The 24128-nt window shown below is 57.7% G+C and carries 24 protein-coding genes; 10 read left to right on the plus strand and 14 right to left on the minus strand.

Features of this window, described 5'->3' with window-relative positions; genetic code table 11:
* Positions 1 to 4 precede the first annotated feature (4 nt).
* The 7 genes from ACF8YQ_RS02095 to ACF8YQ_RS02125 all read right to left on the minus strand — a co-directional run bounded on the left by ACF8YQ_RS02095 (position 5) and on the right by ACF8YQ_RS02125 (position 6815).
* Complete coding sequence (locus ACF8YQ_RS02095; protein ID WP_011784075.1) at positions 5 to 457, minus strand: DUF4426 domain-containing protein; 453 nt, start codon at positions 455 to 457, stop codon at positions 5 to 7.
* Positions 454 to 1056, minus strand: coding sequence for a methionine biosynthesis protein MetW (metW, locus tag ACF8YQ_RS02100; RefSeq protein ID WP_011784076.1), 603 nt, complete (start codon positions 1054 to 1056; stop codon positions 454 to 456). The genes ACF8YQ_RS02095 and metW overlap by 4 nt, the downstream gene beginning before the upstream one ends.
* A complete protein-coding gene (locus ACF8YQ_RS02105) occupies positions 1053 to 2201 on the minus strand; it encodes a homoserine O-acetyltransferase (RefSeq protein WP_011784077.1) in 1149 nt (382 codons plus the stop codon). Before ACF8YQ_RS02105 ends, metW begins: the two co-directional genes overlap by 4 nt.
* A 171-nt stretch (positions 2202 to 2372) precedes the next feature.
* Positions 2373 to 4337, minus strand: coding sequence for a dynamin family protein (locus ACF8YQ_RS02110; RefSeq protein WP_183580124.1), 1965 nt, complete (start codon positions 4335 to 4337; stop codon positions 2373 to 2375).
* Between the two features lie 261 nt (positions 4338 to 4598).
* On the minus strand, positions 4599 to 5183 hold the full coding sequence (locus ACF8YQ_RS02115; protein WP_011784079.1) for a YggT family protein: 585 nt from the start codon (positions 5181 to 5183) through the stop codon (positions 4599 to 4601).
* 22 nt (positions 5184 to 5205) lie between these two features.
* Positions 5206 to 6039, minus strand: a complete 834-nt coding sequence (gene proC, locus ACF8YQ_RS02120) for a pyrroline-5-carboxylate reductase (protein WP_023008365.1) — start codon at positions 6037 to 6039, stop codon at positions 5206 to 5208.
* Between the two features lie 62 nt (positions 6040 to 6101).
* A complete protein-coding gene (locus tag ACF8YQ_RS02125; RefSeq protein WP_396622478.1) occupies positions 6102 to 6815 on the minus strand; it encodes a YggS family pyridoxal phosphate-dependent enzyme in 714 nt (237 codons plus the stop codon).
* Positions 6816 to 6867: 52 nt separating this feature from the next.
* On the opposite strand from ACF8YQ_RS02125, the gene ACF8YQ_RS02130 reads away from it, so the two are divergent.
* From ACF8YQ_RS02130 to ACF8YQ_RS02140, 3 genes are all read left to right on the plus strand, one after another.
* Positions 6868 to 7902 carry a type IV pilus twitching motility protein PilT gene (locus ACF8YQ_RS02130; RefSeq protein WP_011784082.1) on the plus strand — a complete coding sequence of 345 codons (1035 nt, stop codon included), beginning with the start codon at positions 6868 to 6870 and terminating at the stop codon, positions 7900 to 7902.
* Positions 7903 to 7923: 21 nt separating this feature from the next.
* Positions 7924 to 9045 carry a PilT/PilU family type 4a pilus ATPase gene (locus ACF8YQ_RS02135; RefSeq protein WP_011784083.1) on the plus strand — a complete coding sequence of 374 codons (1122 nt, stop codon included), beginning with the start codon at positions 7924 to 7926 and terminating at the stop codon, positions 9043 to 9045.
* Positions 9046 to 9191: 146 nt separating this feature from the next.
* Complete coding sequence (locus ACF8YQ_RS02140) at positions 9192 to 10658, plus strand: OmpP1/FadL family transporter (RefSeq protein ID WP_181861288.1); 1467 nt, start codon at positions 9192 to 9194, stop codon at positions 10656 to 10658.
* Positions 10659 to 10695: 37 nt separating this feature from the next.
* Here ACF8YQ_RS02140 and ACF8YQ_RS02145 read toward each other — a convergent pair whose 3' ends face one another.
* On the minus strand, positions 10696 to 11064 hold the full coding sequence (locus tag ACF8YQ_RS02145; protein WP_396622479.1) for a hypothetical protein: 369 nt from the start codon (positions 11062 to 11064) through the stop codon (positions 10696 to 10698).
* A gap of 198 nt (positions 11065 to 11262) precedes the next feature.
* The gene (polA, locus tag ACF8YQ_RS02150) at positions 11263 to 13989 is read right to left on the minus strand and encodes a DNA polymerase I (protein WP_396622480.1); all 2727 of its coding nucleotides are present in this window, start codon (positions 13987 to 13989) and stop codon (positions 11263 to 11265) included.
* 85 nt (positions 13990 to 14074) lie between these two features.
* Here polA and ACF8YQ_RS02155 point away from each other — a divergent pair, with 85 nt between their 5' ends.
* Positions 14075 to 14413 (plus strand): DUF2782 domain-containing protein, encoded by a 339-nt coding sequence (locus ACF8YQ_RS02155; RefSeq protein WP_011784087.1) that lies wholly within the window; start codon positions 14075 to 14077, stop codon positions 14411 to 14413.
* A gap of 13 nt (positions 14414 to 14426) precedes the next feature.
* Here ACF8YQ_RS02155 and ACF8YQ_RS02160 read toward each other — a convergent pair whose 3' ends face one another.
* Positions 14427 to 14927 carry a fibronectin type III domain-containing protein gene (locus ACF8YQ_RS02160; protein ID WP_396622481.1) on the minus strand — a complete coding sequence of 167 codons (501 nt, stop codon included), beginning with the start codon at positions 14925 to 14927 and terminating at the stop codon, positions 14427 to 14429.
* Positions 14928 to 15190: 263 nt separating this feature from the next.
* Here ACF8YQ_RS02160 and ACF8YQ_RS02165 point away from each other — a divergent pair, with 263 nt between their 5' ends.
* Complete coding sequence (locus tag ACF8YQ_RS02165) at positions 15191 to 15610, plus strand: hypothetical protein (RefSeq protein ID WP_224850870.1); 420 nt, start codon at positions 15191 to 15193, stop codon at positions 15608 to 15610.
* A gap of 65 nt (positions 15611 to 15675) precedes the next feature.
* On the opposite strand, the gene ACF8YQ_RS02170 is transcribed toward ACF8YQ_RS02165, so the two are convergent.
* Both ACF8YQ_RS02170 and pyrE read right to left on the minus strand, forming a co-directional pair.
* The gene (locus ACF8YQ_RS02170; RefSeq protein WP_022992161.1) at positions 15676 to 16323 is read right to left on the minus strand and encodes a DUF4124 domain-containing protein; all 648 of its coding nucleotides are present in this window, start codon (positions 16321 to 16323) and stop codon (positions 15676 to 15678) included.
* A 3-nt stretch (positions 16324 to 16326) separates the two neighbouring features.
* Positions 16327 to 16965 carry an orotate phosphoribosyltransferase gene (pyrE, locus tag ACF8YQ_RS02175; RefSeq protein WP_011784091.1) on the minus strand — a complete coding sequence of 213 codons (639 nt, stop codon included), beginning with the start codon at positions 16963 to 16965 and terminating at the stop codon, positions 16327 to 16329.
* An 81-nt stretch (positions 16966 to 17046) separates the two neighbouring features.
* Between pyrE and ACF8YQ_RS02180 the strand changes: the two genes are divergently transcribed.
* Positions 17047 to 17853, plus strand: a complete 807-nt coding sequence (locus tag ACF8YQ_RS02180; protein WP_011784092.1) for an exodeoxyribonuclease III — start codon at positions 17047 to 17049, stop codon at positions 17851 to 17853.
* A 158-nt stretch (positions 17854 to 18011) separates the two neighbouring features.
* Here ACF8YQ_RS02180 and rph read toward each other — a convergent pair whose 3' ends face one another.
* Positions 18012 to 18728, minus strand: coding sequence for a ribonuclease PH (gene rph / locus ACF8YQ_RS02185; RefSeq protein ID WP_121208275.1), 717 nt, complete (start codon positions 18726 to 18728; stop codon positions 18012 to 18014).
* Positions 18729 to 18910: 182 nt separating this feature from the next.
* On the opposite strand from rph, the gene ACF8YQ_RS02190 reads away from it, so the two are divergent.
* Positions 18911 to 19780 (plus strand): YicC/YloC family endoribonuclease, encoded by an 870-nt coding sequence (locus ACF8YQ_RS02190; protein WP_206856137.1) that lies wholly within the window; start codon positions 18911 to 18913, stop codon positions 19778 to 19780.
* Positions 19781 to 19824: 44 nt separating this feature from the next.
* Here ACF8YQ_RS02190 and ACF8YQ_RS02195 read toward each other — a convergent pair whose 3' ends face one another.
* Complete coding sequence (locus ACF8YQ_RS02195) at positions 19825 to 20703, minus strand: universal stress protein (protein WP_396622482.1); 879 nt, start codon at positions 20701 to 20703, stop codon at positions 19825 to 19827.
* A 146-nt stretch (positions 20704 to 20849) separates the two neighbouring features.
* Here ACF8YQ_RS02195 and gmk point away from each other — a divergent pair, with 146 nt between their 5' ends.
* The 3 genes from gmk to ACF8YQ_RS02210 all read left to right on the plus strand — a co-directional run bounded on the left by gmk (position 20850) and on the right by ACF8YQ_RS02210 (position 24103).
* The gene (gmk, locus tag ACF8YQ_RS02200; protein WP_396622483.1) at positions 20850 to 21482 is read left to right on the plus strand and encodes a guanylate kinase; all 633 of its coding nucleotides are present in this window, start codon (positions 20850 to 20852) and stop codon (positions 21480 to 21482) included.
* Between the two features lie 88 nt (positions 21483 to 21570).
* Entirely contained in the window at positions 21571 to 21783 is a 213-nt protein-coding gene (gene rpoZ / locus ACF8YQ_RS02205; protein ID WP_011784168.1) for a DNA-directed RNA polymerase subunit omega, read from the plus strand.
* Between the two features lie 121 nt (positions 21784 to 21904).
* Positions 21905 to 24103: a RelA/SpoT family protein gene (locus ACF8YQ_RS02210; protein WP_396622484.1), complete on the plus strand. Its 2199-nt coding sequence runs from the start codon at positions 21905 to 21907 to the stop codon at positions 24101 to 24103.
* Positions 24104 to 24128: the final 25 nt, after the last annotated feature.

Here is a 24128-nt window from a genome sequence, read left to right on the forward strand (position 1 = left end):
GGTATCAGTCGTTGAACAGGGTATGGGAAAAACGGATCGGAAGATCTTCCTGGTGGCCGCTGGGGCGCGCCGTGACGTTGAACGTCATCAGATCTCCGGATTGATACTGGTACTGGGCAATGAAGTACACGGCATCACCTTCCTGAATGCGCCGGAACGCCAGAAAGTTCACCTGCTGGATATCGTTGGAGACCTGGCCTTCCACCTGCCCACTGACGGGCTGGATCTGGCCGTGCTCGTCTTCGGTCATGATCGAGATGTTAACGATGCCGATCCCCCGGCTGCGTTGCAGATTGTTGGCCTGTGCCACTTCCGGCGCCAGGAAGGTGCTGGGGAGCACGCTCCAGTGCACCTGATATTCTCCGAAATCCTTTTGTCCGGCCTGGCTGGTGATCGATACCAGCATGAGCCCGAACGCCAGAAACAGTGTCTTGCTTGCAGTCAGAAGGTTCATCATGTGCTCTCCCGTGTGATGCGGTATATGGCGATTTCCCCCAACAGATTGGGCCAGAGCCGCGCCAGCCAGCTGTTCTGATGCTGCCCGTCCACTACCCGGCGGCTTTTGATCTTGATGCCTTTCTGCCGGCACAGCGCTTCAAAATCCTTGAAAGTGCAGAGGCGGATATTGGGGGTGTTATACCATTTATACGGCAGTGCATCGGATTCGGGCATTCGGCCGCTCAGCGCCAGGCCCCAGCGCAGTCGCCAGTGGGCAAAGTTGGGGAAGGTGACGATACCTTCGCGACCCACCCTCAGCATTTCATCAATGACCTTGTCGGGGCGGCGTACCGCCTGCAGGGCCTGGGTCATAAGGACAATATCGAACATGCCATCATCGAAGTTGTCGAGGCCCTGGGTATCCAGGTTCTGCTCGATCACCCGTACGCCGCGGCCCATACAGGTGGTGATGTGGTCCGGGTTGATCTCAAGGCCAAATCCGGTGGCATTGCGCTCCCGTTGCAGGAAATCCAGCAGGGTGCCGTCGCCGCAACCCAGGTCCAGAATGTGGTGGCCCGGGCGCACCCACTGTTGAATAATTTCAAGATCTGCTCTCATGCGCCGACCTCCCGTGCTACCCGGTCCATATACGCAGTAAAGATGTCGGTGTATCTGGGGGTTGGGATCAGGAAGGCATCATGGCCCCAGGGTGCATCAATTTCGGCATAGCTTACGCGCTTTCTGGCGGAAATCATGGCATTGACCATTTCCTCGGAGCGCGCCGGCGAGAATCGCCAGTCGGTGCTGAAGGACAGTACCAGGTATTCACATTGTGCCGGTGCCAGGGCCTTGGACAGATCGCCGCCGAAGTCGTAGGCGGGGTCAAAGTAGTCCAGTGCCCGGGTCATCAACAGATAGGTGTTGGCATCGAAGGTTTCGGAAAAGCGCTCGCCCTGGTAACGCAGGTAGCTTTCCACCTGGAACTCGGCGTCGAAACCGAACTTGTAGGCTTCCTCACGCAGTTCACGGCCAAATTTTTCGCCCATGGAGGCGTCTGAAAGATAGGTGATGTGGCCAACCATCCGGGCCAGCATCAGGCCGCGCTTCGGCACCAGATTCTCGTCGTAATAGCGGCCCTCGAAAAACTCCCGATCCGAGGTGATGGCTTGCCGTGCGACTTCGTTGAAGGCGATGTTCTGGGCGGTCAGGCGTGGAGTCGAGGCGATGACCACGGAATGCCTTAACCGGTCCGGGTAGTCCAGGCTCCACTGCAGGGCCTGCATGCCTCCGAGGGAGCCGCCAACCACAGCGGCCCATTGCTGAATGCCCAGATGATCCGCCAGTCGGGCCTGGCTGGCGACCCAGTCAGCCACGGTAACGACCGGGAAATCCGGACCATAGGGTTTGCCGGTTTCCGGGTTGTTCGAGTTGGGGCCGGTGCTGCCGTGGCAGCCACCGAGATTGTTCAGGCTGACCACGAAAAACCGATTGGTATCAATGGGCTTGCCGGGGCCGATACAGCTGTCCCACCAGCCCGGCTTGCGGTCGTCCAGCGAGTGGTAGCCAGCGGCATGGTGATGGCCGCTGAGTGCGTGGCAGATCAGTACCGCATTGCTGGCATCGGCGTTGAGTTTGCCATAGGTTTCCACCACCAGATCGTAGCTTTCCAGCGACTGGCCGCAGGCCAGCTCCAACGGCTTGTCGAAGTGGATGGTCTTCGGGCTTACAAGGCCCACGGAATCCGAGGGCAGGGAATCAGGCATGGGTGTGATGAGTTCCTGGTTCGGTCCACTGGTGTCTGGCCACAGGCCTTGGCTGGCACCGGAACTGGCGCCAGCACTGCAGTTTAAAGGCGGGGGGAGGTTGCTGCAACCGGCGTTTAGGGTGCCTGTCTGGCGAGTCGCACCAAAGTAGTGCGGCTCGCCAGTGCCTGGTTACATGGCGCCGGAAATATTGACGACTTTTTGCTGGATCATCGTGGGTGCCGGCTTGCGAATCTGGCGCATCATGGCGTCGGCCAGTTCCAGCTGCTTGCGCAGGTCTGCCGTGGCATGATCCAGACGCTGGCGTTCGGCCCGGCTGTCCCGATCGGTGCGAACCATGTCGCGCAGGCGGCGGATCTGGTGCTCAAGCAGCTGTTTCTGTTCCATGGAGAACTGCATGATTGGCAGCAGGGCTTCGTGTGGCCAGCGCTCTACATCTTTGCGCACCCGGCCATGCAGCGTGCGGGCCTCGCTCACCATCACATTGAAGAAGCGGCGGACCACCGTTGACTGTTCCGAAAGCAGATTCTTCGGGTTATTGCGGAAACGCCGGGCTTTCTTGCGCAATTCACGAATGGCAATCACATGCCGGCCGGCCCGTAGCGGAATGGGCTCCAGGTGCCGGGCGCGGGTGTCTTCGTTGTATCTGCGATAGATGGCGCCTACCATTTTCTCCGCGAGCCGCCCTTCGCTCAGCAGGTTAGTGAGGTCGCTCTCCAGGAGTTCGAAAAAGTGTTCCATGGCCCGGTTCATGCCGGCCGTGGTCCAGCTTTTCGACATCATTTTCCGTACCTGGCTGGCGTGCTGCTCAAAGCGATCTTCGCTGACCAGCTTGGTGAGCATGTCACCCTGGGATTCCATCAGCCGACGCGATGAACGCAGAGTGATCAGCTTCTTGTAGTAGAAGTCATAATCCTTCTGGGCCCGTTCCGCGAGCCTGGACAGCGCGGCCTTGTCGAGGGTGGCGCCGGCGCAGGCCTGGCGTTCTTCTTCCAGGGCATCCAGGCGGTACTGCATGGCCGCCTGGCTGTTCTGTAGCATTCCCAGCAAGTCGTTGATCAGGTTCTGGGTAATCAGCTGCTCCTTATGCATCAGGATGCGCTGAATGATCAGCTGCTCCAGCTTACCGATGTTGGAGCGGTCGAACAGGTTGTTGTCTTTGCGAACCCGTGCCAGCAATCCCTGTTTTGCAGAGAGAGGAATAACGTCCTGCTGGCGGATGCCCAGATGGTCCGCGGTGTAGTTGCGAACACGGTCAATGGATTCCTGGGTGTGCTTCTCGCCCTGAAGGTCGTCCCATAGAACGTCGATCTTGTTGAGAACTGCAAACCGGCCGGCCCGGTGGTCGGCGTGCTCGGTATCGATATGCTCTTTCCAGATAGTCATGTCACTGGCTGTGACGCCAGTATCCGCGCTGAGCACAAAGATAACGGCATGGGCCCGGGGCAGCATGCTGATGGTCAGTTCGGGTTCCGAGCCAAGGGCGTTCAGGCCCGGAGTATCAAGAATGCGCAGGCCGCGCTCGAACAGGGGGTGGCGAATGCTGATCTGGGCATTACGCCAGGCCGGTACCAGCACATTGCCGGGATTATTGCGATCGTGTTCCAGCATGGCCTCGTCGAAGCCCAGCTCCCGGGCCTCTTCCGGGCTCACGCTCTTGATCCGGGCAACTTCCGCCAGCACTTCGCGCATGACGTCCGGATTGCGCTCGTCGAGCTCATGCCGAATCCACTGTTCCGGCTTCTTGCGCAGCTGCTGCAGAGACAGATCACCCGTGCGGGTTTCGATCGGGAGCAGAAGCAGATAGTTCTGGTTGGCGCTGCGATCAAAAAACAGCTCGGTCGGACACATGGTGGTGCGCCCGGCCTGGGATGGCAGCATGCGCTGGCCGTATTCCGAGAAAAACAGGGCGTTGATCAGCTCCGTCTTGCCACGGGAGTATTCACCAACAAAAGCAATGGTCAGCTCATCTTCAATGAGCAGCTCCAGTCCGTGACGAATACGGGTGCTGACGTCTTCTGAAAACAGGTTGTTATCCTGCAGCCACAGCCGATAGCGGCCAATCTGCCGGATCAGTTCCTTTTTCCAGTTGTGATACGCCTCAACCTGCTGCGACAGAGTTCCCTGCGGGTTCATCGGATAATCCTTCTGCGCGACTTCCGGGTATGTCCTGGGTGAGTCGGTGATGGTGAACACGTGTCGCCAATCGCTCGCCCAGATTAAATGCGTTTAATAATAACCTGTTTTGTTAATGTTTGAGGGTGCGCGAGTCGGCATTTCCGGGAAAGGACCTGAGTTTTCTATCAAAAAGGCCAGCAATTCAGTGGGTTGAATTGCTGGCCATCGATAGTAACAAATCAGTGTATTGTGTAACGAAATGTATATTCGAGACGCGTGTTACATTCCGAGCCCGATTGAGCCCAGTCCGGCCGCCACTTTCATGTGATCAATGACCACGGTAATCACGTTCAGAATCAGGAACACGATGATTGGCGAAAGATCCAGACCGCCCATGGAGGGCATGATATTACGCACGGGTCGCATCACCGGTTCGGTGATCTGGGCCACCAGTTGAATGGCAGGGTGGCCACTCTGGGGGGCGATCCAGCTGACCACTACCACGGCAATGACCGACCAGAAGTAGATCTTCACGATCAGGCTGAGCACGTTCAGTACGGCCCAAACCAGCAGAGTAACCGGATTGATGGCGGGAATGCCGCCGTTCAGTGCGACCAGAATGAGGAAGAAGGTAATGGCCTGGATTAAAACCGCCAATACCAGGGATGCGCCGTCAATGCCGCCCCAGCCCGGAATGAAACGCCGCAGGGGACGCAGTGGCGGGTTGGTGGCCTTGACTACAAATTGTGAAATGGGATTGTAGAAATCCGCCCGCGCCAGCTGCAACAGAAACCGCAGCAAAACGATGGTCATATAGAAAGTGGACGCAATCAGCAGGATCGTAATGACAATATCTGCCAGCATGAAGCTGAGTCTCCGTTATCGGTTACTGTTTATCGGCCAGTTCTCTGGACATCTCGCGTGATCGCTCGAAGGCGGCGCTGTAGGCTTTTTTCACCAGATCGCGCAGGCCGCCTTCCTCGAAGGTGTTGATGGCGCGTTCAGTGGTGCCGCCAGGGGACATCACGTTGCGTTTGAGCTGGCCGGGGTCATCCTCGCTGCGCGCGGCCATCTCGGCGGCCCCGGCCATGGTCTGAATGGCGAGGGCGCGAGCCGTTTCGGACTCAATGCCGGCTTCGGTCGCGGCGGACTCAAGCGCTTCCAGCATCAGGAAGAAATAAGCGGGGCCGCTGCCGGAAAGGGCGGTGACACTGTGCAGAAGGTTTTCGTCGTCAACCCACAGTGCCGAGCCGATGCTCTCGAACACTTTCTGTACCGCCTTTCTCTGATCGTCTTTCACCTGGCTGTTGGCGAACAGACCGGCGGCACCTTTGCCCACCAGAGACGGAGTGTTGGGCATCACTCGAACCAGTGGCAGTCCGCCACCAAGCCAGGTATCTAGTGTGCCGGCCGTCAGCCCGGCCGCAATGGAAACCATCAGCGGGCGGGTGTTCTGAACTACCGGGGCAATGTCCCGGCAGACGTCGCCCATCACCTGGGGTTTGACCGCGAGCACCACAATGTCCGCCTGTTGGGCGCAATAGCGGTTGTCGGTTGTGACGCTGACGCCGAAACGTTTGCGAATTGACTGAAGATGGCCGTCATCCGGGGCGCTCACCCAGATGTCGCCGGCCTGAAATCCGCTATCCAGCATACCGCCGATGATGGCGCTGGCCATGTTGCCGGCGCCGATGAAAGAGATGGTGGGTGATCTGCTCAAGGTTCACTCCCGGTCTTGATCGTTTGAATCGTTGGTTCGGATGATAGCAGGAACCGCAGCGTTCAGCTCTGGCTGTGTTTGGCCGGGCGGGCGCCGAACAGGGCCGTACCGACACGAACCCAGGTGGCACCTTCGGCAATAGCCATTTCCAGATCATCGGACATGCCCATGGAGAGGGTGTCCAGTGGGCCGGCTTCAGGATGGTCCTGCCGCAGCTTTGTCAGGGTGGAGGCCAGCTTCCGGAAGCTCAGCCGCAGCTCGGCCTCGGGTTGGTCCGGGTCCGGAATCGCCATTAATCCCCTCAGGCGCAGATTGGGCAGTTCGCCAATGGCCTCGAGCAGCTCATCAAGCTCGTCCAGCGTGCAGCCGGACTTGCTGTCCTCATTGTTGATGTTCACCTGCAGACAGATATTGAGCGGCGTCAGGGTCTCTGGCCGTTGTTCGCTGAGCCTGCGAGCGATCTTCAATCGATCCACACTGTGAACCCAGGCAAAGGCTTCGGCAATCTGGCGGGTTTTGTTGGACTGGATCGGGCCAATGAAATGCCACTCTATACCCTCTATGCCGGAGAGCGCCTGCATTTTGTCCAGGGCTTCCTGCAGGTAGTTCTCGCCAAACGCGACCTGGCCGGCCTCAAAAGCGGCCTTCAGATCCTCCGCCGGGCGGGTCTTGCTCACCGCCAGAAGGCGCACGCTGCCGGGCTCCCGGCCAGCCTGCAATGTTGCTTTTTGTATGCGTCGGGTTACGCTCCCGATGTTGTCTGCTATGCTGCTCATAATGTGAGTTTGCCGCTTCTGGACTAAAAGAAAAAGCCCTCCGAGGAATCCTATGGATATTACTGAACTGCTTGCCTTTTCGGCCAAACAGGGTGCGTCGGATTTGCACCTGTCTGCCGGTTTGCCCCCAATGATTCGTGTCGACGGCGATGTGCGCCGGATCAACCTGCCCCCCATGGAGCACAAAGAAGTGCACGGGTTGATCTACGACATCATGAACGACAAGCAGCGTAAGGACTACGAAGAGTTCCTGGAAACCGACTTCTCGTTCGAAGTCCCCGGCGTGGCCCGCTTCCGGGTTAACGCCTTTAACCAGAACCGTGGTGCTGGCGCGGTATTCCGTACGATCCCCTCGAAGGTTCTGACCATGGAAGATCTGGGCATGGGCCAGGTTTTCAAGGATATTTCTTCCGTGCCTCGTGGTCTGGTACTGGTAACCGGGCCTACCGGTTCCGGTAAGTCCACCACCCTGGCGGCGATGATGGATTACATCAACGATACTCGCTACGAGCACATCCTCACCATTGAGGATCCGATCGAATTCGTGCACGAATCCAAAAAGTGTCTGGTGAACCAGCGGGAAGTGCATCGGGATACCCTGGGTTTTAACGAAGCCTTGCGTTCTGCCCTGCGGGAAGACCCGGACATCATTCTGGTAGGTGAGCTCCGGGACCTGGAAACCATTCGTCTGGCACTGACCGCTGCTGAAACCGGCCACCTGGTATTCGGCACCCTGCACACCACCTCCGCCGCGAAAACCATCGACCGGGTAGTGGATGTATTTCCTGCGGAAGAAAAGTCCATGGTTCGCTCCATGCTGTCGGAATCACTGCAAGCGGTTATCTCCCAGACCCTGATGAAGAAAATGGGCGGTGGCCGTATTGCCGCCCATGAAATCATGATCGGCACCGCCGCCATCCGGAACCTGATCCGGGAAGACAAGATCGCCCAGATGTACTCGGCCATTCAGACCGGTGGTTCCCTGGGTATGCAGACGCTGGACCAGTGCCTGGAGCGCTTGCTTCAGAAAGGTCTGATCTCCCGCGAGGCTGCGCGGGCCAAGGCGAAGATGCCGGATAACTTCTGATACTGAAAACTGGGTAGAAAAATGGAATTCGAGAAACTGTTACGGCTGATGGTAGAAAAGGGTGGTTCAGACCTGTTTATTACAGCAGGGGTGCCTCCCAGCATGAAGGTGAACGGTAAGGTGTTGCCCGTTACCAAGAATGCCCTGACGCCAGAACAGACGCGGGAGTTTGTCTACGGCGCCATGAATGACAAACAGCGCGCCGAGTTTGAAGAAACCCACGAATGCAACTTTGCCATCAGTGCCCGGGGCATTGGCCGCTTCCGGGTGTCGGCCTTCTTCCAGCGCAACCTTTGCGGCATGGTGCTTCGCCGGATTGAGGTGAAAATCCCCCAGATTGACGATCTGTCGCTGCCGGAGATCATCAAGGATCTGGCCATGACCAAGCGTGGCCTGATCATGTTTGTGGGTGCAACCGGTACCGGTAAGTCCACCTCGCTGGCGGCCATGCTTGGCCATCGCAACCGCAACAGTCGCGGCCATATCATCTCCATCGAAGACCCGATCGAATTCGTGCATCAACACCAGGGCTGTATCGTGACCCAGCGGGAAGTGGGTATTGATACCGAAAGCTTTGAGGTGGCTCTGAAGAACACTCTGCGGCAGGCGCCGGATGTCATTCTGATTGGTGAGGTGCGGACACGCCAGACCATGGAATACTCGGTTCAGTTCGCCGAAACCGGCCACCTGTGTCTGGCCACCCTGCACGCCAACAACGCTAACCAGGCGCTGGACCGGATTATCCAGTTCTTTCCGCCGGAGCAGCACAACCAGATCTGGATGGATCTGTCTCTGAACCTGAAGGCCATCGTCGCCCAGCAACTGGTTCCCACGCCGGACGGCAAGGGGCGTAAGGCGGTTATCGAGGTATTGATCAACACCCCGCTGGTGGCAGACCTGATCCGCAAGGGCGAAGTGCACAAACTCAAAGAGCTGATGGCAAAATCGAACGAGTCTGGCATGCAGACCTTCGATCAGGCTCTGTACAAGCTGTATGCGGAGGGTTCCATCACCTACGAAGATGCCCTTGCGCACGCAGATTCCGCCAACGATCTGCGCCTGATGATCAAGCTGGGTGCTGACGCCCAGGGTGCAGACAAGCTGTCTTCCTCGGTCGACAAACTCACCATTCAGGATGACTGACGTCCTCGTCTTCCGCCCCCGTTCAGCGGGGGCGGCATCTAATACCAAAGTTGTAATTGGTTAGCGGCGCGAACCAGTAGCTTTGGCATTTGAGGCAGTTGCCATGTGCTGCGTATACTCCGCGCGATTCTAAAAAAGGAGACACCATGCACAAAAATACCAACGCACTCGTAAAAGCGATCCGTTTGGCGACGCTGGCAGCCGTAGCAGCACCAGCCAGTGTTCTGGCCGGCGGTTTTTCCCTGAACGAGCAGAGCGCCAGCCAGATGGGCGTGGCCAATGCCGGCGCTGCCGCCAACCCCGAAAACGCCACCACGGTTCTGTTTAACCCGGCCGGTATGAGCCAGCTGTCTGGTACCAATATTTCCTTTGGTGCGGCGGTGTTGGATATTGATGCTGAGGCAAAGCGCGCTGAAGCGCGTCGCAATGTCCCCGGTGTTGAGGTTATGGCCGACGGCGAGCTCGGCGGCGATATTGCGGATCCTGCTGTCCTTCCAAACTTTTACATGACCCATGAGGTTAACGACAGCATCGACGTGGGCTTTGGTATTCATGCTCCTTATGGCCTGGCGGCAGACTATGAGGATGATTTCGTCGGACGGTTTTTTGCTGACAAGACCGAGCTGACCGCGATTGCTTTCACTCCGTCGCTCTCGGTGAACAACGGCAAAGGCCTTTCAATGGGCATTGGCCTCAACGTTATTTATGCCGAAGGACGTCTGACCCGTTCTCAGGACCTCGCCGGGCAAGTGTATCCGCAAGCTCTGCAAGCGGCGCTGGGTCAGGGCCTACCGATGGCTCAGGCTGACCAGTTCGCCCGCCAGACCGTGGCAGGGATGGACGACCCATATGCGGACATTGAAGGGGACGATATTGGTGTTACCTTCCGTGTGGGTTTTCTCTACGAACTCGATGACAGAACACAGTTTGGTCTGAGTGCCCAGACAGGCACAGAGCTCGAACTCAAAGGCGACGCGGAAATCAGCGGTGTGCCGGTTCCCGGGCAGCCCGGTGTGACGACAACACTGAGCGAAAAGGTAGAGGTACCGCTGGCGATTCCGGAGGCCATTACGGTTGGTGCTCGCCATCGTCTGACCGATGACATTACGCTGCTGGCTGGTGCCACTTATGCACGGTGGAGTCGCTTCGAGGAGCTTGACATCGTCAGCCGTGAATCCGGTGGTGCAGTAACCAATGCACCCCAGGAAGGAGCTATCCTCAGCCACATCACCGAAGAGTGGAAGAACACCTGGCAGTTCAATGTGGGTGGCATCTGGCAGGCAACCCCGGAATGGGCGCTGAAAGCTGGCTATGCCTGGGATGAGTCTCCGGTGGATGATTACCTGACCGCCAGGATTCCATCCAGTGATCGTCACTGGTTGACCCTGGGTGCGCAGTGGAAGGATGTTCAGAGCGGGTGGACTGTGGATGTTGCAGTAGGTACCTTGCTGTTCACGGACGATCCTTCGTTCACCGAGCGCAACTACCAGCACGCAAACCCGGATCAGGTCGCGAATCTACCGGGAACCAATATCGAAGACCCGAGCTATTACAAGGCCAAGTATGAACTCAGCGCCTGGAGCGCCGCATTCGAAGTCAGCAAAGCCTTCTGATTCTCGAATAGCCCTCTGAGGCTGATTCCTTCCGGAATCAGCCCACCACCTGGCCCCGGTAGATCACCTTTTTCTGCCGGGGGCAGTCAGTTCCCGACATTTCCGCCGCAGCTTTTTTGGCACCTTCCTCCGCTATGGGTTGTCCGCGGTACATCCGTGGCGCAATTTCCTCTTCGATATTGGCGGTATTCAGCTCCGGCACTCTCTGCTTAAGCGCTTCCCAGGTATGAACCAGATGCTTTGAACGGGTTTTACGGGCGTACTCGGCCAGGTGTTGCTCCAGGCCATCTTCGTTAAGGTGCAGTTTTACGCCGAATTCAGACTGGATAAGCCGGCGGCACTGATGCACGAGTTTCAGGAGACTGGGGTCGAACAGCCAGTTGCGTTCGCTGGTTGCGGAATTCATCGCTTGGACCTCGCATTGGTGTCACTGCATGGGGCGAAGGGCCCCGAGACATCGAAAGATAATGCAGAATTCGTGCCTCAGTGCCGATGGCCGTCTTTGCTGGTGTCTGCGAGAGTGTGAGCGGAGAGCCTGCCCTGTTTCTGTGCCCGGAAGCGGGATGTTGTTCAGAAACAGGGCGTTATCCGAAGTTGCGGGTTTTTAGTGAGCCTGGTCCCAGTTGTCACCCACACCGGCCTCCACCAGCAGTGGCACATCCAGGCTGGCGGCGGCGGACATGCGCTTGACCAGGCCTTCTTTGACTTTGTCTACGGCTTCTTCGCGAACTTCGATGATCAGTTCGTCGTGGACCTGCATGGTCATGCAGGCATCGTTGGCGTGTTCGCGGCGCAGCCAGTTGTCTACCTCAATCATGGCCCGCTTGATGATATCGGCGGCCGTGCCCTGCATGGGCGCATTGATGGCAGTGCGCTCGGCGGCCTGCTGCAGCTGCTTGTTACGTGCGTTGATCTCCGGCAGGTACAAGCGGCGGCCATAGAGTGTCTCCACGTAACCGTCGTCGTGGGCCTGTTTGCGGATGTTGTCCATGTATTTGAGTACGCCGGGGTAACGCTCGAAATACCGGTCGATGTATTCCTGGGCGGTTTTCCGGTCCACTTCCAGCTGGCGCGAAAGGCCGAACGCCGACATGCCGTAGATCAGCCCGAAGTTGATCGCCTTGGCGCTCCGACGCTGGTCGCCGGTTACCTCATCCACTGTCACGCCGAAGACTTCGGCTGCAGTGGCCTTGTGAATGTCTTCGCCGTGTTCGAACGCAGTCAGTAAGCCTTTGTCGCCAGAGAGGTGGGCCATGATGCGAAGCTCAATCTGGGAGTAGTCGGCGGCCAGCAGCTTGTAGCCTTTCGGGGCAATAAATGCCTGGCGTATGCGTCGGCCTTCCTGGGTCCGAATCGGAATGTTCTGCAGGTTGGGTTCCGATGAAGACAAACGTCCTGTCGCCGTTACCGCCTGATGGTAGGAAGTGTGCACTCGCCCCGTGCGATGGTGGATCAGCTCGGGCAGGGTGTCGGTGTAGGTGGACTTTAGCTTGCTCAGGCTGCGGTGCTCGACAATCAGCCGGGGCAGCTCGTGCTCGTGCGCCAGCTCCTGTAGAACCGGCTCGGCCGTGGACGGGGCGCCCTTGGGGGTCTTTTTGATGACCCGCAGGCCAAGTTTGTCGTAAAGGATGGCCTGCAATTGTTTGGTGGAGCCCAGGTTGAAAGCTTCGCCGGCAACCTCGTGCGCTTCCTTCTCCAGTTCAGCCATGCGCTCGGCAAGTTCCTGGCTGTGCTGGCGCAGCGTGCTGGCACTGATCAGGGTGCCCCGCTGTTCCATCCGGGACAGCACCGGGACCAGCGGCAGGTCGATTTCCCGGTAGACAGATTCCAGTTTGCCGGTGTTTTTCAGCTTCGGGGCGAGGGTCTGGTGCAGGCGCAGGGTGATGTCAGCGTCTTCGGCGGCGTAGGGCCCCGCTCTTTCCAGATCGATCTGGTTGAAGGTCAGTTGCTTGGCACCTTTGCCAGCAATCGATTCGTAGGTGATGGTTTCTTCATCAAGATAGGTTCGGGCCAGGCTGTCCATGTCGTGGCGGGTGCCGACCGAATTCAGTACGTAGGACTCCACCATGGTGTCCTCGGCGATGCCCTCCAGCTGTATGTCATGGTTGGCCAGCACGTTTTTGTCGTACTTGAGGTTCTGCCCGACCTTTTTGTGTTTCGGGTCTTCGAGCAGCGGCTTCAGCTGTTCCAGTACCGAGTCACGGTCCAGTTGTTCCGGGGCGCCCATGTAGTCGTGGCCCAGTGGCACGTAAGCGGCCTTTCCCGGCTCAACGGCAAACGAAACGCCGACAATTTCGGCATCCATGTAGCGGAGGCTGGTGGTTTCGGTGTCGAAGGCGAACAGATCGGCGTCTTTAAGTTTCTTCAGCCACTGGTCCAGGTCCGCCTGCTCGGTAATGACCTGGTATTGCTTTTCTACCGCTGTTTTCACCTGTGGCTGGTTGCTCGCGGAAGCGTCGTCTGATGACGAGCCGTTTTCCAGTTCCGCGATCCAGCTGCGGAATTCGTACTCTTTGAAGAGCTCCAACAGACTGGCGTCGTCCTGCTGGCGTTCCTGAAGGTCTTCCAGCCCGAATTCGAGTTCCACATCGGTCCGGATGGTGGCCAGCTCCCGGCTCAGGGGCAAGGTGTCGGTCGCTTCCCTCAGGTATTCGCCGATTTTGCCTTTGATCTCGTCGGCATGCTCAATGAGGTTGTCGAGGTTGCCGTAGCTCTGCAGCCATTTGACGGCCGTTTTCGGTCCGCATTTGTTTACACCGGGAATGTTGTCGACCTTGTCGCCCACCAGCGCCAGGTAATCAATGATCTGCTCCGGGGCAACGCCAAACTTTTCAATCACCCCATCCCGGTCCATGGCGGTTTCGGTCATGGTGTTGATGAGGGTAACGTGGTCGCTGACCAGTTGAGCCATGTCCTTGTCGCCGGTAGACACGACTACATCGATGCCCTTGCTGGTGGCTTCATGGGCCAGGGTGCCGATGACATCGTCGGCCTCGACGCCGGGCACGATCAACAGCGGCAATCCCATCGCCCTGACAATCTCGTGAATGGGTTCAATCTGTACCGCCAGATCATCCGGCATGGGGGGGCGATTGGCTTTGTATTCCTCATACATGTCGTGCCGGAAAGTCTTGCCCTTGGCATCAAATACCACCACGGTTTTTGAGCCCGGAAAGTCCTGTTCAATCCGCCGCAACATGCTGATTACGCCTTTGATGGCGCCAGTCGGGTGATTCTTGCTGGTAGTCAGTGGCGGCAGGGCATGGTAGGCACGGAACAGGTAAGACGATCCGTCCACCAGAACCACGGGAGGGTTGGTTTGTTCAGTCATATCAAAACAGGTCCGGATTCTGATTGAAGCGTGGATTGGCTTGTGCAACTCTAGCCAGAAAGATGAACCAAAGGGTACCACGAAAATGAAACGATTCGCCTGTTCCGCCCTGCTGTGGGGCTGCTTCTCTGCGCCGTTGCTGGCTCAGGATGAAGGGGCACTGGATGCCACTCCGGTGGTTACCCCGCAGGAGCCAGTGGTCATTTCCGATTACCAGCCGCCGGAGGGTGGTGCGGAGATTGTTATTCGCCCTGGCGAGAAGGAAGTGTTCTATGAGTACCGGGTGAATGGCCAGCTGATGGAGATCAAAGTGGTGCCTGAAATTGGCCCGGAGTACTACCTGGTGCCGGCCGACGGCGGTGGCTGGGTTCAGGATACCGAGTCCGACCTGCTGGTGCCCAGCTGGGTGATCTTCCGCTGGTAACCCCTCCTTCCGCTCAGATCAGGTTGACCTCAACCGGGTCTGAGCGCCGGCTTTCCAGGCCATCCACGTCAATGGTGGTGATCGAGAACTCGTAGGCGCCGGGCTGCATCTCCGACAGGGTGTATCGGGTTTTGCTGCCATCGTTCAGCGGAATGACGCTGAAGCTGTCCTGATGTTTCAATCGGTAGTAAATGCGGTAACCGGCAATCTGGCCTGGTGTCAGTGCCGAGCCATCTTCACGGGTAAGCGGCGGATTCCATACCAGGGTTTTCGGGGTATCGGCGCCGGTTGGCGGTTCCGCTTTCTGGTCGTCCGGCTGGCTTTGGCCGAGCGTGGCAAGCAGGTCGCCCTGCGCCTGTTTGAGGCGGCTGTCTGCCACCTCCGAAGCGCGTTTCGAATCCAGTTTACTGGCTCGCGTGTCTTCCTGGCAGCCGGCCAGAAAAATGGCGGCGCATACGCCCAGGATCATGGCCGCTGTGCGCAACAGCTGGCCCGGATAGGGAAATCTGTTCATAACTACTCGCATACGGGGCGCTGCAGGTGCACCCTCTGGTATTCGTTCGTATGGAGCCTGAATACAACCGGGAGACGGGCTTCGTTAAAATAGTGTGCGATTATGCCAGCGAGTATTCTGTGATCAAGTGAATAATCGGTAAAAACCCGTATCTGTGTTTAGTATGAACATTCTAATTTTTAACCGTACTTTGGTAGGTGAAAGTTACCAAAGGCTCTGCAAAACGCGGTGCCGCAACGACTCGGAAAACAGGGAGAACCATCATGGGTAAACTGAAATCCTACCAGGAACAGCTGCAAGACATCGTTGAGAAAGGCATTAACGCGGCTGAAGAGCAGCAGAAGAAGCTGGCGTCCAAGCCGTTTGATTACGCAGAAAAGCTGGAAGCGGAAGCCCGTGAATACAGCGTCAAAACCCTGCGCAAGCGTTACAACGGCTACTCCAAGGATCTGTTCGAGCAGCTGCGCGCTCTGAACTCCCGTTTTGGCAACTTCGCCGCTGAGCTGGTTGCGAAGCTGGAAAAAGAAGCTGCCGAAGGTGCGGACGCTGTTTCAGAGGCAGCCGACGATGTTTCAGAGGCCGCTCAGGAAGCCAAGAAGTCCGTAACGGCCAAGAAGCCGGCTGCGCGCAAGACCACTGCTCGCAAGCCTGCGGCCAAGAAAACCACTGCCGCCACTGCTTGATTCGGCGAGTTGGTGAGTCATACGCAAAGGGCGCTCGGTTGAGCGCCCTTTGTCATTAGTGGAGCTTAGTTTTCTTCCGGCTCCAGGGGGAGTGTTCGTGTCTCCCCGGTGATTTCTTCCAGGCGCTTGATGTCTTCTTCGTAGGCCCTTTTCATTTCGCCGATATCCTGCCGCTGAGCGGAAATCTCCCGTTCGATATCACGAATCTGGGCTTCGAGCCTGCGGATTTTCTCCAGCGTCGTTTCCGGGATGTCCCGGCCGGCGCGCTCCATATCCGCCGCGCGGCTCTGCTCGCTGTCGAGCTGGCTGGAAATTACTGAAATGTTCCCGCGCTTCAGCTGGATAATGCCCTCCAGTTCGCGGATCTTGCGATGCATGGCGCGCACAGCCTGATCCGGATGGCTGAAACGTTTCAGCAGCAGACGATCCTGCTCCTGCTGGAGTTCCAGTTGCTTCTGGCGCTCTTTCTCGGCTTCCCGGGCGGCGATTTCTTCCGCGGTGGGGGCGGGGGCAACGGTTTCGACCACCCGGCCGTTGTTGCTCAGGATATCGTAACCACGTTTGGTCGCTTCCTGGGGAATGGTGTTGCTGATAACCAGCCGTCCGTTTTCATCTGTGTAACGGTACATGGTTGCCTGGGCGCCGGCCGCAAACAGCAGTCCGAAGGCCGCAACGCCGGCAACAACAGGAGAAACGGTCAGATGGTGACGCATTCATCAGACTCCGTAGCGGTCCCGGTAGCTGGCCACGTTCTCCGCATGGCCGGCAAATTCCGGATTGGACTTCAGGTAGTCCAGTACCTGTTCAAGACGAATGATGCTGACAACGGGGATGCCGAACTCTTTCTCGACTTCCTGGATGGCGGACAGTTCACCGTTGCCCTTTTCCTGTCGGTCCAGAGCAATCAGCACGCCGGCCGGTTCGGCTCCGGCGGCCCGGATGATGTCGATAGATTCCCGGATGGCCGTGCCTGCGGTAATCACGTCGTCAACAATCAGTACCTTACCTTGTAGTGGGGCGCCAACAATATTGCCACCCTCACCATGATCTTTCTTTTCTTTGCGGTTAAAGGCAAAAGGTTTGCTGTTACCGTCTGTTGCAAGTGCCATGGCAGTTACCGTGGCCAACGGAATGCCCTTATAGGCAGGCCCGAAAATGATGTCATAATCCAGCCCGCTGCGTGCTATCGCAGCGGCATAGGCCTTGCTTAACTCAAGCAGGTCGTTTCCGGTGTTGAACAGTCCGGCATTGAAGAAGTAGGGGCTGGTGCGCCCGGATTTGAGTGTGAATTCTCCAAAACGCAGCACATTCCGCTGGATGGCAAACTCAATGAATTTTTGCTGATAGTCATGCATGGCAAGGCTTCTGGCGGGGTTTGATCTTTAATTAAAGCGTAAAAACGGTATCATACACACAAACCGAATCAGGGAACACGTATGCGGGTAGTATCAATCAGCGTCAATGGTCTTGAGCAGGCTGTTGAAAAGGGTTTTTTTGACTGGCTTGCCGAACAGGACGCTGATGTGGTCTGTGTGCAGGACCACCGCATGCGCGCCTACGAAATTGAAGACAGGAACCTGATTCCGGAAGGCTACGAGGCCTACTTCATTGATGGTGAACTGAACGAACACGGTGGTGTCGGCATCTACACCCGTCATTTCCCGAAGGCCATCATGTATGGCTTTGCCAATGAGCAGGCAGACCGGGAAGGCCGCTTTATCCAGGCCGACTTCGACAAGGTTTCCGTTGCCTGCGTGCTCGCGCCCTGTGCCCTCGGCCGCGAGGAAGAACTGATCGGTGAAGACGACCTGACAGTGCTCGATCACAAAGACGAGTTCATGGAAGCCTTTGGCATTCATATGCAGAAAACCCTGCGCAAACGTCGTCAGTTTATTCTATGCGCGAATCTTCAGACCGCTCATCATGTAACCGACGCAAGCCCGCTTTATCACAAGACCGATTTCTCCGGTTTCCTGCCCCATGAGCGGGCATGGCTGGATCGTTTGTTTGATGAAATGGGCTGTATTGATGCGTTCCGCGAGATCAACAAGCAGAGCAATCAGTTCACCTGGTGGCCGGAGCAGACTGAGGGTTCCCGTAAGAAAGCGGGTATCCGGGTGGATTATCACCTGCTGACGCCGGGTATTCGAAAGACCATTCGCGATGGCTGGATTGATGACGAGACCCGGTTCTCTGATCATGCCCCTGTGATCATGGATTACGATATCGAGATCGGGTTCTAGGCTTTGAGATCGTCGGTCGCGTGTCCGGGGGAGGTCGCCGTTGCGGAAAGCCTCCCCCAGAACCGCTACGAGCACATCCATGTGCGCTTCTCTCCGGCCATCCATGGCCTCCGAAATTCTGGGGGAGGCTTTCCGCAACGCCGCCCCAGACTTCTGATTTAGCCTTCCAGGGCTTCTTGCTGAATTTCAAACAACTGGTTAATCGCTTTTCTTGCAAGGCCAAGCATGGCATCCAGCTCCGTTTGCTCGAACGGTGCGCCTTCCGCAGTACCCTGAATTTCAATGAAACCGCCCTGATCGGTCATGATCACGTTCATGTCAGTTTCAGCTTCGGAGTCTTCCGGGTAGTCCAGATCGGCTACCGGGGTGCCCTTGTAGACACCGACAGATACCGCCGCCACCATCTGTTTGAGAGGTGATTTCTTCAGGCGTTTCTCTTTTACCAGGTGATTCAGCGCGTCTACCAGGGCCACGCAGCCACCGGTGATCGCAGCAGTGCGGGTGCCGCCGTCGGCCTGGATCACGTCACAGTCTATGGTGATGGTGTGTTCGCCCAGCGCTTCGAGATCCACTGCGGCGCGCAGGCTGCGGCCGATCAGGCGCTGGATTTCCACGGTGCGGCCACCCTGTTTTCCACGGGCAGCTTCCCGGCCCATGCGGCTGCCGGTGGAGCGGGGCAGCATGCCGTACTCGGCGGTGATCCAGCCTTTGCCTTCGCCGCGCAGGAACGGTGGCACTTTGTTCTCGACAGAGGCAGTACAGATCACCTTGGTATCGCCGAATTCCACCAATACCGAGCCTTCGGCGTGGCGCGTGTAGTTCCGGGTGATGCGGACGTCTCTGGGTTGCTCAGGCGTTCTGCCGCTTGGTCGCATAGTGTGTCCTGTTTCTGAATATGAATGTCCGGCTGGTGCCGGTCGGGCGTTTTGAAAGGGCAACGAGTATAGCACGTAGCAAGCGACCGGCGGGGGAGGCTGCGTGCCCCTTTGGTCGGGTTCGCCGCTCCGGGTGTTTGCCTGTTAAACTCGATGTTCCTTTGACGAACACTGGAGTCACTATGATCCGCAGCATGACTGCTTTTGCCCGCAAGGACGCCCAGGGTGACTGGGGTACTCTTACTTGTGAGATTCGTACGGTGAATCACCGCTATCTGGAACCTTCGTTCCGATTGCCGGAGGCTTTTCGTGAGCTTGAGAACCGGTTTCGGGAGGAATTGCGCAAGCAGGGCTTGAAGCGGGGCAAGGTCGATATCTCCATGCGCCTGCAGTCGGCCGAGAGTGATGTCCAGGGCTTTGAAATCAGTGATGAGATGGCCCGGGCTGTGAATGAGGCGGCCAATCATATCAACCGTATGCTGGATAACCCGGCCCACATCAATGCGCTCGATATTCTGCGCTGGCCGGGGGTGATGTCTCTGCCCGAAAAGGACTACAGCGCGGCGAAGGAGGCAGCGGCAGATCTGTTTGCCGATACCGTGGCTGAGTTGACGAGTGTGCGCGAACGGGAAGGCGAGCGTCTGAGACCGTTGTTCGAGGATCGTCTGGCCACCATGGGTAAGCTGGTGGCAGAGGTGCGTGAGAAAATGCCGCAACTGCTGGCCGCCCAGGAGCGGAATCTGAAAGACCGGTTTGAGAAGGCGAAAGTGGAGCTGGATCCGGAGCGTGTAGCCCAGGAAATGGTCATGCTGGCCCAGAAAAGTGATGTGGCGGAGGAGCTGGACCGGCTGGATGCCCACATCAGTGAGGTTGCCGACACCTTGAAGAATGACGATGCTATCGGCCGGCGCCTGGATTTTCTGATGCAGGAGCTGAACCGCGAAGCCAACACCCTCAGCAGCAAAAGCATCGATGCGGCGGTTACCCGTATTGCGGTGGATCTCAAGGTGTTGATCGAGCAGATGCGGGAGCAGGTGCAGAATCTGGAATGAGGTATAAGCCGGGGCGGTTGGTGCTACCCCGGCGTTCTTGCGGTTTACTCCGACGGCTTGATGGCGAGCAGGTCGGTCCGCAAATGCGTCAGCACCTTTTCGGCCGTGTTGCCGATGACCCGGGCGGTCAGGCCGGTTTTGCCAGTGGTGCCGATGACGACCATGTCGGCCTTGATCCGGTTGGCAACACTGGGAATGACCTTTTGAGCGGGGCCTGTTTCGAGATGAACCTGCTCCGGCGCCAGGTGCCAGGTGTTGCACAGGTGCTCAATCTGCGGTTTCAGGGCCGCTTCCCGTTTTCTGGCGTGGACCACAGGGTCGATGATGTCCAGGTCGGCCAGAACCACCGAGGTATGAAGTGCGTGCACCAGGTGCAGCTCTGTTTCCAGAGCATTCGCCAGATGCCAGGCGCGATCAATGATGCGATTGTTCAGGGCTTTCTTCACGGGTTTGTCGGAGCTCAGGTCCACCGCCGCCAGGATTGGCCGAGCCTTGTTCCATTTGTTCTCCGCCACCAGCATCACCGGTGACGGGCACTCGCGAATCAGGTGCCAGTCGGTTGGGGTATACAGGAAGGTTTCTGAGCGATGGCCCGTCTTTACCACGACACCAACGTTCTCTTTCTGGCACTGGGCAATTACCCACAGGTGAATGTGCTTTTCCCAGACCGTTCGGGCATGGATCTTCAGATCATTGCAATCGGCCAGCGCCAGCATCTGTTCCAGCCATTTCTGGCGATGTTCCATGAGCGCCTGTCGGGCCCGTTGTTGTACCTCCGGATCGCCCGGCAGTGCATCCAGATATTCATGCACAAACGCCACGACCTCCACCGCTGCGCCCGTTGCCCGGGCCAGTGCCACGCCACGGGCGAGGGCGGTTTGGTCTTTATGGTGGTGATCCATGATGATCAGGAGTTTTTCCATGGCGGTATCCGTTTACTGTGGGTGTTTGCGTTCATACTAACAGCTGAACCCGGGCCGGGATGCGGAGATAAGTCAAACCCCGTATAATTTGCCGCTTTCTGGCCATGCGTGTTGGCCGCAAACTGTTGTTCAGGAGTCTTCAAGCCATGAAGCAGGCCGGTGGGCAGGGTACCCTGTTTGTGATTTCCGCTCCTTCCGGCGCGGGCAAGACCAGCCTCGTGTCGGAAATGCTCCGTCAGGATTCCCGGCTGGGGGTGTCGGTATCCCACACCACTCGCCCGATGCGCGATGGAGAGCAGGATGGCGTGAACTATCACTTCATCAGCCGGGATGAGTTCGAGGCCATGATTGCCCGGAGTGATTTCCTGGAGCATGCGGATGTTTTCGGCAACTACTATGGCACCTCCCAGGTGTGGGTGCGGGAAACTCTCGCTACCGGGCAGGATGTGATCCTGGAGATTGACTGGCAGGGGGCGGAACAGGTGCGCCGGCTGATTCCGGAATGTGTGAGCATTTTCATTGTGCCGCCCTCGGCTGAAATCCTGCGCCAGCGGCTTGTTGGCCGTGGTACTGACGCGCCGGAAGTCATCGAACGGCGGCTGTCGGAGGCGGAGGAAGAGTGCCGGCACGCGGTCGAGTTTGATTACCTGGTGGTCAACGATGACTTTGCCGTGGCATTAGCTGATCTGCTGGCCATTGTCCGCAGTCAGCGGCTGAAAATGGCCACCCAGCAGGTTCGCCACGGTGAGTTGCTGCGGGACTTGTCCGCTCACGGGTGATGGTAGTTTTCACTGTATACAAATTGAGCCGGGGCCAGTAAACTACGCGGTCTGCTAAATCAGTGATTCTTTTTGTTCGGGGAAGATAATGGCACGAGTTACCGTTGAAGATTGTCTGGAAAACGTAGATAACCGATTCCAGCTGGTCATGCTGGCCACCAAACGCGCCCGCCAGATCGCCACCAAGGGTGCCGAGCCGATGGTTGCGGAAGAGAATGATAAGCCGACCGTTATTGCCCTGCGTGAAATTGCAGAAGGCAAGGTGACCCGTGATCTTCTGCTGGAAGAAGACGACGACTGAGTTCGTCCGGTTGCCGGCGATGCGTAAAAATACGTGCCGGTAATTGAGAAGCATTGAAATCTGCCTCCGCAGTTTTATAGTGTAACTATAGAACCTGCCAGGAAGGACAACGGAAGCCCGGATGCACGCATTCGGGCTTTTTTGTCCCCGGTACACTGAGAACGATGGAGGCGCGGTGGTCGCAGCAGAGGCAACGGTAGAAGAACTGGCCAGAGAACTCAGTTCCTACCTCGATACCAATCGCATCAATCAGGTGCGACGGGCCTACTATTACGCCGAGCAGGCCCACGAGGGCCAGATGCGCAAAAGCGGCGACCGTTACATTACCCACCCCCTGGCTGTGGCCGGAATTCTTGCCGACCTCAGGCTTGACCATCAGAGCCTGATGGCCGCCATGCTGCACGATGTCATTGAAGACACCGGTATCCCGAAAGACGCGCTGGCGGAGCAGTTCGGAGACGATGTGGCCGAACTGGTGGATGGTGTCTCCAAACTGACCCAGATTGAGTTCCGCTCCCGGGCGGAGGCCCAGGCGGAAAACTTCCAGAAGATGACCCTGGCCATGGCCAAGGATATCCGGGTGATTCTGGTGAAGTTGGCGGATCGCCTGCACAACATGCGCACCCTTGGCCCCATGCCGTACGAGAAGCGCCTGCGTATCGCCACTGAAACCCTCGATATCTATGCGCCCATTGCCAATCGCCTGGGCATGCATTCCATCTGTACCGAGCTTGAAGATCTGGGCTTTTCCTCGCTTTATCCCATGCGCGCCAAGTACATTTCCAAGGCGGTGGAGAAGCTTCGTGGCAGTCACCGGGAGATCATTGAAGACATCCGGGGAAAGCTGCAGGAAAAGCTGGAGGAGCGTGGGCTTCCGGGCCGCATTCTGGGGCGGGAGAAACACCTGAACTCCATTTATAACAAGATGAAGTTCAAGCAGAAATCCTTCCATGAAATCATGGATGTGTATGCGTTCAGGATTATTACGGATACCGAGGACAACTGTTATCGCATACTTGGCGCCGTACACAGTCTTTACAAACCCCTGCCCGGGCGTTTCAAGGACTACATTGCCATGCCCAAGTCGAATGGCTATCAGTCCATCCATACCACCCTGTTCGGCATGCACGTGAACATCGAGATCCAGATCCGGACCGAGGAAATGGAGCACATTGCAAACAATGGTATTGCTGCCCACTGGATGTACAAAAACGAAGCCTCCGGCGTGACCACCATCAATCAATCCCGGGTAGATCGGTGGGTGAAGGGGCTCATGGAAATGCGCGAACGCGCGGATGATTCCATGGAGTTCATTGAACACGTCAAGGTTGACCTGTTCCCGGACGAGATCTATGTGTTTACGCCCAAGGGCCGGATCATGGAGCTGCCAAGCGGGGCCACCCCGGTGGACTTCGCCTATGCGATTCATACCGATATCGGCAACGCCTCTGTGGCGTGTCGCATCAACCGCAATCTGGCATCGTTGAGCCAACCGCTGCAAAGCGGGCAGACGGTGGAAATCATCACCGCACCGGGCGCCCGCCCGAACCCTGCCTGGCTCAGTTTCGTGGTGACCGGCAAAGCCCGAAGCAGTATCCGGCATGTGCTCAAAACCCGTAAGCGGGCCGAGTCCATGGAGCTGGGCCGCACCCTGCTCAAACGCTCGCTCAAGGGCTTTGGCGCCAAGCTGTCGGATATCAGCGATGCCCAGAAGCAGGCGGTGGTTAATCACAACCAGGTCAACAGCTTTGATGATCTGATCAGCGACATTGGCCTGGGCAACCGTATGGCCTATCTGGTGGCCCGCCAACTGGTGTCCGGCAATGAAGTGCTGGACGCGCCCGCCAACCTGGAAAATGCCCCGGACAGCAAGCAGGGCGCCGTCACCATACGCGGTACCGAAGGACTGTTGGTGCGCTTTGCCAATTGTTGCAAGCCCATTCCGGGGGACCCGGTGGTCGGCGTGATGGACTCCGGCAATGGCATGGTAATTCATTCAGACACCTGTTCCCGCCTGCCGGAGGACGATGAAGGCCGTGCCCGGCTGACCAACCTGAAGTGGGCCAAGGACATTACCGATGAATTCTCGGTGGAGCTTCGGGTTGAGCTGGAGCGCCAGCGCGGGGTGATTGCCGAGGTAGCGAACGCCGTTGCCATGGCAGACGGCAACATCGAGCGCATCAGTGTGGAAGACCAGAACGCGCGCTTCGGCATCGTCAGCCTTGTGGTGCATGTGAATGGCCGCAAGCATCTGGCGCGGGTGATGCGCAGGGTCCGGAACATTCGTGCAGTGACCCATATCGGCCGGGTTCGGCACTGAGACCTTTGCGTGGTTGACAGTGGCT

The sequence above is a fragment of the Marinobacter sp. W-8 genome, assembly GCF_044342215.1.
Classification (GTDB): domain Bacteria; phylum Pseudomonadota; class Gammaproteobacteria; order Pseudomonadales; family Oleiphilaceae; genus Marinobacter; species Marinobacter nauticus.